Origin of the sequence: Streptomyces sp. ISL-96 (assembly GCF_018614035.1) — a bacterium.
Taxonomy (GTDB): Bacteria; Actinomycetota; Actinomycetes; order Streptomycetales; family Streptomycetaceae; genus Streptomyces.
The window spans coordinates 292,841-307,600 of the sequence record NZ_JAGGPA010000020.1; the positions used below are offsets into that span (position 1 = coordinate 292,841).

At 70.4% G+C, this 14,760-nt stretch carries 8 protein-coding genes; 1 reads left to right on the plus strand and 7 read right to left on the minus strand.

Going from position 1 to position 14,760, the window contains the following annotated elements; all coding sequences use genetic code 11:
* Window position 1 precedes the first annotated feature (1 nt).
* A complete protein-coding gene (locus J7E96_RS14480; RefSeq protein WP_215131184.1) occupies window positions 2-1,387 on the minus strand; it encodes an MFS transporter in 1,386 nt (461 codons plus the stop codon).
* A gap of 232 nt (window positions 1,388-1,619) precedes the next feature.
* Between J7E96_RS14480 and J7E96_RS14485 the strand changes: the two genes are divergently transcribed.
* Window positions 1,620-4,967 carry an NACHT domain-containing protein gene (locus J7E96_RS14485; protein ID WP_215131186.1) on the plus strand — a complete coding sequence of 1,116 codons (3,348 nt, stop codon included), beginning with the start codon at window positions 1,620-1,622 and terminating at the stop codon, window positions 4,965-4,967.
* Window positions 4,968-5,032: 65 nt separating this feature from the next.
* Here J7E96_RS14485 and J7E96_RS14490 read toward each other — a convergent pair whose 3' ends face one another.
* The 6 genes from J7E96_RS14490 to J7E96_RS14515 form a co-directional block, all read right to left on the minus strand.
* Entirely contained in the window at window positions 5,033-8,662 is a 3,630-nt protein-coding gene (locus tag J7E96_RS14490; protein WP_215131188.1) for a LamG-like jellyroll fold domain-containing protein, read from the minus strand.
* Between the two features lie 308 nt (window positions 8,663-8,970).
* A complete protein-coding gene (locus tag J7E96_RS14495) occupies window positions 8,971-9,438 on the minus strand; it encodes a hypothetical protein (protein ID WP_251069915.1) in 468 nt (155 codons plus the stop codon).
* Between the two features lie 106 nt (window positions 9,439-9,544).
* On the minus strand, window positions 9,545-10,192 hold the full coding sequence (locus J7E96_RS14500; RefSeq protein WP_215131403.1) for an SUMF1/EgtB/PvdO family nonheme iron enzyme: 648 nt from the start codon (window positions 10,190-10,192) through the stop codon (window positions 9,545-9,547).
* Window positions 10,193-10,310: 118 nt separating this feature from the next.
* Window positions 10,311-12,722 (minus strand): SpoIIE family protein phosphatase, encoded by a 2,412-nt coding sequence (locus tag J7E96_RS14505; protein ID WP_215131405.1) that lies wholly within the window; start codon window positions 12,720-12,722, stop codon window positions 10,311-10,313.
* Window positions 12,723-12,890: 168 nt separating this feature from the next.
* On the minus strand, window positions 12,891-13,895 hold the full coding sequence (locus J7E96_RS14510; RefSeq protein ID WP_308295957.1) for a M28 family peptidase: 1,005 nt from the start codon (window positions 13,893-13,895) through the stop codon (window positions 12,891-12,893).
* Between the two features lie 46 nt (window positions 13,896-13,941).
* Window positions 13,942-14,742 carry an SDR family oxidoreductase gene (locus tag J7E96_RS14515; RefSeq protein ID WP_215131192.1) on the minus strand — a complete coding sequence of 267 codons (801 nt, stop codon included), beginning with the start codon at window positions 14,740-14,742 and terminating at the stop codon, window positions 13,942-13,944.
* Window positions 14,743-14,760 lie beyond the last annotated feature (18 nt).

Here is a 14,760-nt window from a genome sequence, read left to right on the forward strand (position 1 = left end):
TTCAGTGCGCGGTGCCTGCCGCCGGGGCCGCGATGGCCGGCCCCGTGTCCGGTTCCGTGGCGGGGCGCAGCAGCAGGAGGAGGGCCGCGGTGGCGACGTAGAGCACGCTCACGGCCAGGTAGAGGTTCTGCGGGGTCCAGCCGCTGTCGAGGAGGCCGCCCGCGACGGTCGGGGCGAGGATCGCGCCGATGCGGCCGATCGCGAGGGCGCTGCCGAGTCCGGTGGCCCGGATCCCTGTGCCGTACGTCGCCGGGGTGAGGGCGTACAGCCCGGCGACGGAGCCGTTGGCGAACAGGCCGATCACGGCGCCGAGGGTGAAGGCCGCCCCGAGCGAGGAGGTGGAGGCGATGAAGGCCGCCAGCATCACGGCCGTGGTGATCAGGTACGCCATGAGTACGGAACGGAGCGCGAAGCGGGCGGCGAGGGCGCCCAGCGCGGCGGCGCCGAAGATGCCGCCGAGGTTGAGCAGCGTCCCGCCGGTGAGGCCCTGCGTGCCGGAGAGGCCGGCCTCGACCAGCAGGGTCGGCGTCCAGCTCGTCACGAAGTAGAAGCCGGCCATGGCCAGGAAGAACGCCGACCACAGCAGCAGCGTCGACCGGCGCAGCGCGGGAGAGAGCAGCTCGCGGAATCCGGCCCCGATTCCAGACGGTACGGCGGTGGGCTGGGGCAGGGTCTCCAGCGGCGGTTGCCCCATGCGCCGGGCCAGTACGTTGATCCTCTCCAGGGCCCGCTTCGGCCTGCGGGAGGCCAGGAAGTCCACTGACTCCGGCAGCCAGAAGAAGGCCAGCGGGACGGCGACGGCCGTGGCCAGACCACCGGTCAGGAAGACCGAGCGCCAGCCGAATTCCCCGATCATGCCGACCGAGAGCAGTCCGCCGACGGTGGCGCCGATCGCGTAACCGGTGGAGTTGAGGCTGACGGCGAGACCGCGCCAGCGGCGGGAGGCGTACTCGCCGGCGATGACGTTGCTGCCGGCCAGCACGCCGCCGATGCCGACTCCGGTGAGCACGCGGAGCACTCCGAGCTGGACGGCCGACTGGCTGACCGAGGAGAGCAGCATCCCGGCGGCGGCCACCGCCAGGCAGCCGAGGATGACCGGGCGGCGGCCGATCCGGTCGGCCCACGGGGCGACGAACATCGCGCCCAGCGCCATGCCGACGAGGCCGGCGCTGAGCAGCAGTCCCAGTTGGGAGGGGCTGAGCGCCCACTCCGCCGACACGGCTTTGCCGGTGAAGGCCATGACGAGTACGTCGAAGCCGTCAAGCATGTTGAGCAGTACGCACACCGCGATCGCGCCCCACTGGAAGCGGCTCATCGGCCCCTCGTCGAGGGCGGCGCGCAAAGAGCCGGTCTGTCCGGGTGCGGAGGAAGGGGATGGCAGGACCATGGCAGCACTCCGTTGTCGACTGCGTGGTGATCGTCGGGCACCATCGTGCGGCGGGCCGGACCGGGTCACCAGGGTCTTTTCCGGATGCCGGGAAACTTATGGGGGGGAGCTGAGGTTCAGGCGGAGGACGGCACTCGGGTAATGCGCCGCGTGGGTGAATGTCGGTGGGGCTCCGCGCTGACACGGAATCAGTGACGGGGTGAACGTTGACAGGGGTGCTTCGCGTCGGTTGATGCAGCAGGGTTACAACCATGCCCGGAAGTGGCGGGTCCCCAAGCGTGGCTCGTACGTCCCGTTGCTCGTACTGACCTTCTTGGGCGCGCTGATCCTGCTGTTCCTGGCGGTGACGGCCGTGGTCACCCTGTCGGAGGAGGCGGACACGGAGTCCTGGACGCCCATCAGGTGGGCTGATCGCCACTGCGCGAAGAGTCCGCTCTCCTGTGGCATCCTCCAGACGGTCGTCATGCCTTTTCTCACCGTTGCCCTCGCCACGGTCGCGTACCTCTTCTTCCGGTTCACCCGTGTGCGCACGGTGTATCTCAAGAAGGCCAGGGAGAAGCCGCACGAGCTCGTGGAGACGGCGGGCGGGATCTTCGGCAAGGTCGTGGGGCGTGACCAGCTCTGCGAAATCCTCATGGAGGACCAGCGGGACAGCCGGTTCCGCCGTGCGCACGTCGTGGTCGGCGGCGTCGGCACCGGCAAAACGGCGCTGGTCGTGCTGCTGACGCAGGAGCTCGCCCGGCGCAGCGCCCTCGCTGTGCCCCTTCGGCTTCGGAGCGCCGACAGAGATCTCGACTTCCGGAAGCTGGCGTTCGAACGGTTCTCTCGTGAGGTGCAGGGGCACATCCGTTCCGACGCCGAGGCGGAGAAGGTGTGGCGTCGGCTGTGCCAGCAAGGACGGATCGTCGTACTCGCGGACGGTCTGGAGGAGGCACTGACCGCTCCGGAGCTGGCGGAGGAGCGCGACACCATCATCCGGCTGGCGATCCGCCGGGCGAACGAGGAGCGGCTGCCGCTCATCATCACCTCACGGCCGCACGACTCGCTGAGGGGGATGGAGGCGTCCCTCACCGACCTGGAACCGCTGAGCGAGGAGGCCGCCCTCACGTACATCTCCTCGGGCAGCGCTTGGGAGGACCGGCAGCGGCTGGACTGGATCGTCGAGAAGGCCGGCATCGCCGAGGCGCCCACTTATCTGCAGATCGCCGCCGAACTCCACGACGAAGGGCTGTTGGAGCGCGCCCTCACCGGCCAGTCCGAGGAGGAGGCCGTGGAGACGCGCGGCGGAGACCGGGCGGCGCTGCGGTTCCATCTGCTCGACACCTGGATCAGCGCCCTGATCAGCGGGCGCTTCCGCCCGGAACTGCCGCTCAATCAGGAGGAGCGGCGGGCGGCCATCCACTACCTGTCGGCGATCGCCTGCGTCGGCCTGGCCACGGACTCCTCCGAGGTGCGCTTCAGCGATGTCATGGACGAGCAGAATCCGTCACGTCCCCGCTTTCCCGAGATCCTGCTGGAGTTGGACAAAAGGGTCGAGGGCAGTCGGCTGGACCTTCGCCTCGCCGCACACTGGGGGATGCGGATGGGGCTGCTGGAGCTCGGCGGGGACCGGGTCCGCTTCCAGCACAGCGTGATCCAGGCTCACCTCGGCGCCCGCATCATGAACGCCGTGATTCATCCGGACTTCCCGAGGAAGCGACGGGCGGTCGCCATGTTCCCCGCAGCGCTCCAGAAGCCGGGCCGGGAACTGCTGATCGCCATGGTGCTCTACTCCCGTACGCCCGAAGGCTCGTGCCTCCACGAGGAGGCGCACGGCGACGGGGATCCGTGGTGCCCGGTGTCCGCCGCCCGCGACCTCCTGCTGAACGCGGCGTGCCAGGCAGAGATGGACCGGGACCACCGGGCGATTCCTCCCGGCTTGCACGCTCCGGAGGGCCGGGTCTCGGACGCCGCCCAGCGGCTCGTCGGCCGCACGCTGCACGCCAAGGCGCTGGAGCTGTACGCGGCCGCCCTGGAGATCGACAGCGTCGATGCCGTACCGCAGCAGCACCTGATCGCCATGCGGCTGGCCACTGCCTGGCCGGACCTGCGCGCACGCGATCCGCACACCCTGCGCGTCGCCAAGGCGCTGGTGGTGTCCCGCTTCGGCGAGGCGATGCGCGGCGTCGCCCGCAGGCGCACGCTGCAACCCGCCTATCTGGTGCTCTTCGAGATCGCGCGCCTGGAGCCCTCCTACCCCATCCGGGTCGCCATCGCGCAGGAGATCGGGGCGGGTGGCGACAGCGCCTTCGCGGTGCTCCAGGCCAGGCTGCGCGGGCCGCAGGGTGTCCGGGAACAGCGGGTGGAACGCGATCCGGACTGGATGGAGGAGCTGTGGGCGGGCCAGCAACCGGAGGCCGTCGCGGAAGAGGAGTACAGGAGACAACGCCGGGTCGAAGGTGACATCGCCCGCACGAAACGGGAGTCGAAGGAGCGGGAGGAGCGACGGCGGGAGGAGCGCAAGCGGGAGGAGAAGGAGCGCGAGGACGAGGAGCAGAGATGGCGGGACGACACCATGTGCGCGTGGCTGGTCCCCCTGCTCGTGGGATCCGTCACCACGCACCGCCACCAGAACACGCCGTACGAGTTCCTGGAGGGCTGGGTGCGGCGGGTCGGCGCTCCGGACGGGGCCGGCGCGCCCGCCCTCGACCTCACCGTGGAGGTGGCTCTGGCTCAAGGTTTCAAGTACGCGGCGAACCGCCGCCACCGCCATCCGCATGCCAGGCCCGAGGCCCGCGAGTACCTCAGCGGGCAGGCCTGGGACATGCTCAAGCGCACCCGGTTCTGGTTCACCCGGCTCACGCTGCTGCACGCGCTGACCCTCTGGGCGCTGCCCGACGGGGTCACGGTGACACAGCCCGCGCACGGACACGGCTCGGATCCCGCCGAACAGGTACGGCAGTGGCTCGCTCTCCCGGACGGCGAGCCGCAGCACCCCTTCGTCGAGGCGGCCGCCGAGCTGTGCGTATGGGCCATGGAGACCCGGCAGCCGGAGCGGTTCCTCTGGATCGACGAGTCAGGTGTCGCCGCCCACGTCGGCTCCCAGACGGCCCCACAGGGCGAAGCGCGCAAGCACCACCTGTGGATTCCGCCCTCCACCGGCTGGAGTTCCCTGCACCCGCGCGCCCAGCAGCTCCTCGCCGATGTCCTCCTGCTGCTCAACCTCGCCGAGCGGGGCGACTGGCCCAAAGACCGGCTACGGCGCCTGCAGCACACGAACCGGCCGGACCTGCCGCCGTGCCTCACCCGGGACCGAGGACCACTCGACCCTGGTCGTACGGTCGTACGTACAGCCGCGTCGCAGGCGGGCTCCAACTGCCGGGACGACTGCGCCTTCGAACTTTGCCCGTACCCGCCCAAGGGCCTGGACAGCCACCGGGTCGAGCTGAGCGAGGCCTTCTGCCGCGCGCAGTCCACGCAACTGTCGCGGTCACTCTTCCGTCGCCAGGCCCGCTGGCAGCGGCGCACGGACGTCACCGAGCTGAGGCGGTTCTGGGAGCGGATGGGGGAACGGGCGCAGAACAACGCCCGGCCCAGGTGACCCGCACCAATGTCCGCACGGGCCGCCTCTGTCTCCGCCGTGGCCGGCGGAGACAGAGGCGTGTGTCAGCCCAGGGTGTGGGCCGTCACGTCGGACACCTTCCAGCGCTGGTTGGAGCCGGAGTTCGACGTCCACAGTGTGACGGCGGCTCCGTCGTGCGTCGCCTGGCCGCCGACTTCGAGCAGTCTTCCGGTGGCGGCGTTGACGAGGGTCCAGGTGCCGTCGCCGGTCGTCGACATGATCCACTGGGTGGCCTTGTCGCGGTTGCCGCTGTCGGCCTCCAGCACCGGGGCTCCGTCGCGGACGGCCAGGCGTTTTCCTTCCGCCGGGTTGGTGAACACGTACCGCTTCTGGTTGCCGGTGTCACCGGTGATCTGCCGCAGCTGCCACTGCTGGCCGGTGTTGGCCGCTCCCGCGCTCGCAGTCCTGATGACGAGGCTCGTGCCGTTGTCGGCGGTGCTGAGTGCCTTTCCGCTCTGGACGCCGGTCAGTTGGTACGTGTGGCCCTTCCGCAGCAGGGCCGCGTCCTTCGCTACACCGGAGACGCCCTTGACCACGAAGGAGGTCACAGACTGGGCGGGCACGGTGAAGGTGGCCTTCCGGTCGCTGACCGCCACGGCCTCGTGCCGTTCGAGCTTGCCTTCGGCGCTGGTCACGACGGGGGTGACGGTGGCGTTGCGGGTGATGTGGCCGAACTTCGACAGATCGACCGTGACCGTACGGGCGTCAGTGGTGCTGTTGACGTGGACAACCGTCGCCGCGTCGCCCTTCTTGGAGACCGCGGCGGCACTGGACGTGTCGTCGACGTTGATCAGCCGGTCACCGGGCTTGATGTAGTGGGTGAAGTTGCGCGCCGTGTCGAATTTGGTGTTCGTACGAATGGGACAGGTCGCCAGGGTGTCCTTCGCGGTGCAGCTGAACGGGAGCTGGATGCTCCCCCAGTTGCCGCCCCTGGCCGACTCCCCGCCGGGCTTCATGTTGTCGTAGTCCTCGACGGGCTGCCAGAACACCCAGGCCTCGGGCTCAAGTTCACGCAGGTCGTCGACCATGCGCTGGGCCAGCCCGAGGCCCGGCCGCATGTCCGTGAAGCTCTGCCCGTCGCCCCAGTCGCCCTCGACCTCGCTCATCCACAGCGGCTTGCCGTCCGCCTTGGCCAGGTCACGCACGGAGGTGCGGCCGGCGGTGCCATAGGTGTGGACGTTCATCTGGTCGACGAGGTCGCGCACTTCCCGGGGATAGCTGTTCCAGTTCTGCGCGAAGATGCTGGGGTTGGTCTCGTCCATCGCTGAGATCTTCGCGTCGGTACGGGACTTCTCCAGCGCCGGGGCCAGGGCGCGGAGCACCTTCTGCTGGAGTCCGGGGCCGATGTGGGCCCCTTCCTGGCGGCCGCCGACCGGTTGGCCGTCGGCTCCCAGGCGGGTGCCCCAGTAGTCGGTGTTGGGTTCGTTGAACGGGTCGAGGGTGTCGACCTTGATGCCGTGTGCCTTCTCCAGCCGCTCGGTCGCGCCCGCGAGGTAGGCGGCGAAGTCGTCGACGGACTCCGTCTTGAGCTGGTCGGTGGAGGAGTTGAAGCCGCCGGAGACGTAGCCGCTGTTGGTCATGAACCACGGCGGTGAGTTGCTGAACGTCTCCCAGTGGTCGATGTCGTTCTTGATCCGGTCGATCCACCAGCGCTGAGTGGCGTCGGCCTGCGGATTCCAGTCGGCCGGGTCCTTGGCGCTCCACCAGTCGGTGTCTTCGCGGGTGGTGCCCGCCGGGGCCTTCCACCAGCCTTCGACCGCTCCCCCGGCACGGAGGTAGTCCTTCACGTCGGGGGCGTTGCCGCCGCCGATGTTGTAGCGGGCGATGTTCAGGGCGAGGCCGTCGTCGCCGAAGAGGAGGCCGGCCAGCTTCTGGCGTATCTCCTCGGGGTAGTCGCCGGTGGCGTTGGCGAACCAGACCAGGCTGGTGCCCCAGCCCTGGAAGCTCTCGTGCGCGTACGAGGGATCGGGCCGGACGGTCACGGAAGAGACCGCTGCCGCGCTCCGGGCCTGTGCGTCCTGCTGCGGGACGGTGACCAGTGCGGCCCCGGTGGCCAGGGCGGTGATGCCGATGGGGATGTGCTGGTTGGCGTGCATGCCGTTCAGGATGTCCGTGCCGGCGACGCAGGCGTCGATGAGCCGGTCGAGGTCGAAGAGCCGGGCCAGTACCAGGTGTTCGGGCTTGCCGGTGATCGCGTACAGATCGCAGATCGCCTCGACGATGCCGCCGAACTCGCCGCTGGAGAAGATCCCCCACATGCGCTGCCGGGTGGCGGCGGGCAGTCTGGACAGCCGGGAGTACATCCAGTCGCACATACCGGCGGCGAGATCGAGCGCCCGGTCGTCGCCGGTGTTGAGGTACGCGTCGAGGAGTCCTCGCAGGATCTTGTGGGCGGTGTAGTACGGCGCCCACACCACGGTGTAGTTGCCGGTGGTCATCGACTCCAGGGTGATGAACTGCGTCTCCGGGTACGCCGCCAGGAAACCGGGGTGGCTCGGTGCGCCCCAGGTACGGCGAAGCGTCGCGGGGCGGCCGCGGCCGGAGGCGTCGGCGAAGGTGGCGCCGTTCGTCTCGTCGAAGGTGTACGAGGCGAGGTCGCCGGCGCCCGCGGAGGACTCGGCGGCCGGCGTGTCCTGGAGTGCGGCGATCTCGGTGGGGGTCAGCGCCCGTGACCAGATGTCGACCTGGTCGAAGGCGCCGGCGAAGACGGGGTCGGCGGGGTAGTTCGACCGGCCGAGCCAGTTGTTGGCAAGGGTTCCGAGCGCCCGCGGGTTGAGGGTCATGGCGGTGTTCCGGCCGACGACGGTGCCGTTGACGTAGAGCGTCGCGGTGGTGCCGGAGAGGGTCACCGCGAGGTGGCTCCACCGGTTCAGTGGAAGTGGGGCGCTGCCGTTGATGCCTTGCTCGCCGCCGGGGCCGTTGGTGGTGAGGGCGAAACGGGGATGGCCGTTGGCGTTGCGGGCGGCCAGGTAGAGATAGCGGGTGGTGTCGTTGCCGAAGTCGAAGACGCGTGTCCAGTCGGCGTCGTGAGTGGGCTTCACCCAGGCGGAGAGGGTGACGGCGGAGGAGTCGCCGAGGACGCCGGCGGGCAGATCGACGTACCTGTGGGAGCCGCGCACGTTCTCGGCGGCCGTACCGAACCTTCCGGGAACGCTGAGCACAGCCGGGTCGCGGCGCAGCGCCTCGCGGACCCCGGTCAGGGCACCGATCATGTGACGGATCTTGTCGGCGTAGACCGCCTGCCCGGTGCTCCCGTACGCCTGGGAGAGCATGGTGAGGAAGTGGCCCGTGTAGTGGCCACGGAGGTTGCCGTTCGCCTCGCCGTCAAGACCCTCCCAGCCGCCGGGGGCGACCGCGCCGAGGGTGGAGAGCCCGGCGTTGGCACGGAAGACCTGCAACAGCCGGTCGACGTCGTAGCCACGGCCGTGGTCGAGCATCAGTTGGCGCTTGGCGGCGAAGATGCCGTTGCCACCGAGGGTCACGTCCTTGAGCGGGAAGGGCTGGACCTTCCAGGCGGACGGAACCCGCAGCGCAACGCCCGCGGCACCGGCACCGGCACCGGGCATCCGAGGCGCCCCGGTCGCCTGACCTGCGGGCAGGGACGTCACCAGGGGTGCCGTCGCGACGAGCGTCGCGCCACGGAGGAAGTTTCGTCTGTCAAGGGGAGGCGCCATGAACTCCTCATTCGTTCGGTATATCGAACCTCGTCTGACATCTCGATCGAGAAGGTAGGACGCTGGCACGGACACGTCAACACCGCGCACAGGAGCCGCACGTACGCCGCGCACCCTCCGGTAATCCGGCTCTTTCCACCAGGAGGAGTCGCACCACTGTTCCGGTGAACCAATTGACAGCCCTTGCTCGCCGGTGCGGACTCCGAGATTCTGCGCGGCCGGCGGATGTGAGCCTGCGAGCACGGTACGACACGGCGATGTTGCGGCTCATGGCCCAGACGTGAGCGAGCTTCTGATCCGGCCTGCCCTCACCCGTCCGACGTAACCAGCCCTTCGCGGTTGCCACGGGACGCCGAGCGCAGCGCGAGGGCGCACCAGATGCCCGCCGCCGTCAGTGCGGCCGCGGCCATCGCAGCCAGCACCGGCGCTTCCGGCCGCCAGCCCAGCGAGACCCGGGTTCCCAGGGCGGTGAGCACGGCCGCGATCCGCCCCACGGCGTAGACCGGAACCCTGGCGGCAGCGGCCCGCAGCACGGCCGCCGCCGCCAGGCCGGTCGCAGTCCAGGTGAGCAGATACGGCCAGACTTCCCCCGGAGCCGCGGACGGCAGCCCGTACTCCTCGGGGCCGACACGGAAGAAGGCGCTCGCCCAGCCCACCCCCACCCCGAGGACGGTGATGCCCGCCACCCACAAGGCATGACGCCACCACGGGCCGGGCCGCACGGTCTGTTCGTGGTCGTCGGGGCTGAAGGGGTCAATAAGTTCGATCACGCCCAGAAGGACGCTGCCCGACGGCCGGACGTTGCCCCGGAGGGGGACGAACACAAGGGGCATGGATCCGCGACTACGGGCGGCCCGCCGCCGACCGCCGGCTGTCCGCGCCTCATGACGCCGTCCGAGCGAGCCGGAAGCCGAGGTCGTCGATCCTGAACGAGGGGTGACTGCGGCGACGCACAGACGCACCGCAGCCCCGCGTCGACTCGGCCCAGCCGCCACCGCGGAAAATGCGGTACGAGCCGTAGATCTCCTCGTCGTAGAGATCCCAGCACCACTCCCAGACGTTGCCCAGCATGTCGTGCAGCCCCCACGAGTTGGGGGCCTTGCCGCCGACGTCGTGGACCCGGCCTCCGGAGTTGTCCGCGTACCAGGCGATGTCGTCTATCTCCCCGTACCGGTAGCCGCTGGTGCCCGCCTTGCAGGCGTACTGCCACTCCGCCTCGGTCGGCAGGCGATAGCCGTTGGACGACCAGTCGCAGGTCACCTCCCCGCTCTGTGCGTCGCGGGAGTACGCCCGGTCGAGGCCGGACCGGTCCGAGATCCGGTTGCATACGTCGATCGCGTCGAGCCAGCTGACGTTCGTCACGGGCGAGGAGCCGCTCGTGGCAGGAACGGGATCCGCTCCTGAGACGGCACGGTGGAGGTTCGCCGTGACGGGATACCGGCCGAGCAGGAAAGGAGCGATCTCAGCCCGCCAGCTGGTGCCGCGCCGGTCGTCCCGAAGGTCGACGGCGCCACCGGGCACCTGAACCATCGAGGGGATCGTCGGGTCGTCGGTGGCTGGGTGCACGCGGTGGGCCTCTCCGTCCGGGGCGACCACAAGGTCGTCTCGCGCCCACAATACGTATGGCGTTGTGGCTTGTTGACTCCGCCTACAGGATCACGGGTGGCGGCAGGGGCGTTTCGGCCCATACCTGTTTGCCGCCGCCCAGTGGTACCGAACCGTAGGACGTCGAGACCGCCTCGACGAGCAGGATGCCGCGGCCGCCGGTCGCCTCCCAGTCGACGATCGCCGGTCTGACGGGCGTGCGCGGCGACGCGTCGCTCACCGCCACCCGGAGTCGCTCGCCGGTGAGTGTGAGGTCGAGGCGCACCTGGCCCTTCGTGTGTACCAGGGCATTGGTGACCAGCTCGGAGACGATGAGCAGGACCGCGTCGCGCTGCTCGGACACGTTCCAGGTGCGCAGGGTGCGGGAGGTGAAACGGCGCGCGTGCGCGACGGCGTCGGGCAGCCTCCACACCGTCCAGCCCGCCCGGAGCGGCCGTTCTCCCATTCCGTCGTAGCGCAGGAGCAGCAGGGCCACGTCGTCGTCGCGCCGGTTGGCGCCCCCGAGCAGTTCATCGGCCATCCGCCCGGCATCGGACGGGTCAGTGGTGGAGAGTACGTCGCACACGCGCCGCATGCCGTCTTCCAGGTGGAGGCTGGAGGACTCGACCAGGCCGTCCGTCATCAGGGTCAGAACCGCGCCGGGGGCCAAGGCGACCGAGGTCATCGGGAACTCCGCCTCCGCGAGCACACCCAGCGGAGGCCCGCCTTCCAGAGTGAGTTCCTGGGTGCCCCCTTCCGGGGTGCGCAGCAACGGCGGCAGGTGCCCCGCCCGGACGCACCAGGCGTCGCCCTCCTCCATGTCGATGGCGACGTAGCAGCAGGTGGCGAAGAGGTCGGTCTCCATGCCGACGAGCAGTCGGTTGGCGCGGGAGACGACCACGTCGGGCGGGTGGCCTTCCACGGCGTACGCCCTGATCGCCGTACGCATCTGACCCATGATCGTGGCGGCGCCGGCGCTGTGTCCCTGTACGTCCCCCACGACCAGCGCCACATGGTTGTCGGAGAGCGGGATCACGTCGTACCAGTCGCCGCCCACGTCGAGACCCACCGTCGCCGGCAGATAGCGGGCGACGGCCACTCCGCCCGGCAGCCGCGGGAGCTTGCGCGGCAGCAGGCTGCGCTGGAGCATCGTGGCCAGCTCGTGCTCGGCGTCGAACGCCCGGGCGCGTACCAGGGCCTGCCCCACCAGGCCGGCGGTCGCGGTGAGCAGGGACCGTTCCTCGGGGCCGAACTCGTGCGGGTCGTCCCATCCGACCAGGCACGTGCCGACCACCCGGCCTTCGGCGGGAAGCGGCAGGACGGCGAGACCGCCGGGGCCGACGCCCGCGAGGCCCGGTTCGAGGGCGGAGCCCGCCGTCCACAGGCTCGCGCGGCCCTCGCGCACTGCGGCCTGCAGCGTGGGCAGAGCGGCGACGGGCGCGTCGGGCCACTCGGAGCGCCATTCGGTGCGCCAGAGTTCCGGCCAGGCATCGGCTTCGGGCGGGTCGAGGACGGTGACCACCAGCCGGTCCACTTCGAGTACGGCGAGAGCCACCCGATCGGCTCCCAGCGGGTCGCGCAGGGCGGCGACCACCGCCCTGCTGACGTCCCGCACGGTCATCGCACCCGCCAGCGCGACGGACAGCCGCTGGACCCTGGAAACCTCGTCGGCGCTGGGCCGCAGATTCGAGGCATCGGCGATCACACCGAGCACCCGCTCCGGCCTGCCGCCGCCGTCCGCCAGCAGCCGGCACCGCAGGCGCAGCCAGCGCAGCTCGCCGGTGGGGCGGCGGATACGGAACTCCAGTTCCCGGCCGCCGGAAGCCATGTGGCCCGGCTCCACGATGGACATGAGGGCGGGGACGTCGTCAGGGACGGTGTGTGCCAGCAGGGTCTCCACACGTCCGTCGAAGTCGTCCCAGGGGATGCCGACGAGATCGAGCAGGGGACCGTCCGCGTCGATCTTTCCGCTGCTGAGGACCAGGGTGAACGAGCCGACGCTCAGGCCGTCCAGCGCGGAGCCCCATACCGGCCGGGGCTCCGTACGGCCGATGGGGTGGGTGTTCACTTCACCGACCGCTTCCAGCCAGGTGCTGACCTGGTCGGCGTAGAGCTCCAGGAAGTTGCGCCGTTCGGCGTCGAAGCCGTGGCCGAGGCGGTCCACGACGACCAGACAGCCCAGCGGACGGCCGTTCGCTCCGAGCGGCAGTGCGCCCAGGGACATGCCGTCGGGCAGGGTCTCCTCCGCACTCTCCTCGGCGGGACGGGTGTAAGCGGCCAGGTCCGCCGCGTTCAGCCACAGGGGGCGGCCGGCATGGAAGGCGTCCACGACGGGGCCACGACCGGAGAGCGGGTAGCTGGGCGACAGACCGAACGGGGCCCCGGATTCTCCGGCCCATTCCACCAGTCGCAGGCTGTCGTCCCTCCTGCCCAGCACGTAGACAGCTGTCAGCGACACGCCGCCGAATACCCGCATCTGCTCTCTCACAGCCTGCCGCGCCCCCGTAGCCGAGACCACCGGTCTTTCGCTCCGGCAGAGCCACCGTCCGAGGTGGCCCGCCCACCTCTCCACGCGCACCTTGCCAGTCAGTTCCAGCCTAGGGAAGGTGGGCGACGTGTGCTGTTTTCTACGGGTGTCCGCAGCTCACCAGGACGCGGCGGTGGCGGCGGTCGCGACGGCGACCGCTGCCAGACGCCGGTAATCGAGGGTGTCCGGAGTGTCGGTCGGCCGGTGGTAGTGGGGGTTCCGGAAGTTCGCCGTACCGGTGAGCATCAGGGCCGGAATCCCCGCGTTCCAGAATGACGCGTGGTCGCTGCGGTCGAGGTGGATCAGCGGGGGCGCCGCAAGGCCGACGAGGGCGCCGAGCAGGCCTTGCGGCCGCGGGTCGCGCAGGGTGACGACGGAAAGCCGGGGCTCTGCGGCCTCCGCTGCCCGGCGCCACGTAGACGCCGCCGCCCCGGTCGAGCGCCGGTGGACCACCAGGGTGAAGTCGCCCCGTTGTCCGCCGGAGCGGACCCGGGCGGCCACCCGGGGGAAGGCCGCTGCGAACCCGGCAGGCATCAGCTGGGTGCCGGGCCCGGTCGCGAAGAAGCCGACGGACTCCAGGCAGATCATGCCCGTGACCTGCCGGGTACGCCGGAGCTCCCGGGCGGCGAACCGGGAACCGATCATGCCCAGCTCCTCCATGTCGAAGAACAGGAGGGTGACGGCGGGCGGCCGCGGCAGTCCGCCGAGGAGCCGCGCGATTTCCAGCAGCGCGGCGACTCCGGAGGCGTTGTCGTCGGCGCCGGGGCTGCCGTCGACGGTGTCCAGATGGGCTCCGACGACCACGGTGGGCCGGTCGTCGGCCCCCGGCAGGCCGGCTACGAGGTTCGCGCCGGTCAGGTGCGGGTGCAGCCGGAGTTGTAGCGCGATCGCCTGGTGGCCCTGGCGGTCGCTGCCGCCCAGTCGCCACCGTACGTCGAACGGCTGCCGCTCGGTTCGCCAGCCCGCGGTGGCCAGTTCACCCATCACGTAGGCCTCGGCGCGCAGCATGGCCTCGGGGGCACGGGTGCGGCTGCGCGGGCGGTCGGCGAGGAATTCCACGTCGTGCCGCAGGCGCACCGGGTCGGCCCGCCGGTTCAGTTCACGTACGAGCTCGAACACCACCGTTTCACCGCCTTGGCCCGCTGTCATCGATGAGGGTGCACGCCGCCTACTCGGGCTGGTGGGTGTTCAGCCAGTCCAACCACGTGGTCCGGCCGAGTCGGCCGTCCGGAGTGGTCAGGTCACGGGCCGCCTGCCGGAGGCGGGCGGGCGCGGGTACGTCCACCACGCGGAACGCCCGGCCACGTGCCTGCTGCCACTGCCTGACAAGATCACGCAGCTCCAGGACCTCGGGGCCGCCGAATTCCTCGCAATCCCCGCCCGGGCCGTCCTGTACGCGGCCGGCCACGTACGCGGCGAAGTCGCGCGAGTCCACCGGCTGAGTCACCAGGGCACCGGGAAGCGCCAGCAACGGCATCCGCGACATCTTGCCCAGCATGCGGTCGGTCAGCCAGTGGAACTGTGTGGCCCGCAGGACGGACCACGGCACTCCGCTGTCCCGTACCAGTTTCTCGGCGGTGTGCTTGACCTGCATGTACGGAACACGGGGGCGGTCGGCGCCGACGATCGAGACATGGGCGAAGTGGGCGATGCCTGCCTTGCGGGACGCCTCCAGCAACCGGCGGGTGCCGTCGACATCGACCTCGGGAGGGCTGCGCCAGAAGTCCGTCGGAAGGAGGTAGCCGCGCCGGGCAGCCGGGGACAGAGTCGCCGCATGAACCACGGTCTGCACCCCGGATACGGATTCCTGCGTTCCGATTCCGGTGGCGAGATCACCCTTGATCCACTCCACGTCCGGATCCTGGCCGGGGGACCGGGCCAGCACACGCACCCGGTACCGGGACTTCAGCAGAGCCACCACGTCACGCCCTAGATGGCCGGTCCCACCAGTGACCAGGACAGTGTCCATGCACAGCTCGCCTCCGGG

Coding starts and splice junctions, on each gene's coding strand:
- J7E96_RS14505 (WP_215131405.1), bottom strand. CDS start 12,722: ATGCGGGTATTCGGCGGCGTGTCGCTGACAGCTGTCTACGTGCTGGGC.
- J7E96_RS14480 (WP_215131184.1), bottom strand. CDS start 1,387: ATGGTCCTGCCATCCCCTTCCTCCGCACCCGGACAGACCGGCTCTTTG.
- J7E96_RS14485 (WP_215131186.1), top strand. CDS start 1,620: ATGCAGCAGGGTTACAACCATGCCCGGAAGTGGCGGGTCCCCAAGCGT.
- J7E96_RS14500 (WP_215131403.1), bottom strand. CDS start 10,192: ATGGTTCAGGTGCCCGGTGGCGCCGTCGACCTTCGGGACGACCGGCGC.
- J7E96_RS14515 (WP_215131192.1), bottom strand. CDS start 14,742: ATGGACACTGTCCTGGTCACTGGTGGGACCGGCCATCTAGGGCGTGAC.
- J7E96_RS14490 (WP_215131188.1), bottom strand. CDS start 8,662: ATGGCGCCTCCCCTTGACAGACGAAACTTCCTCCGTGGCGCGACGCTC.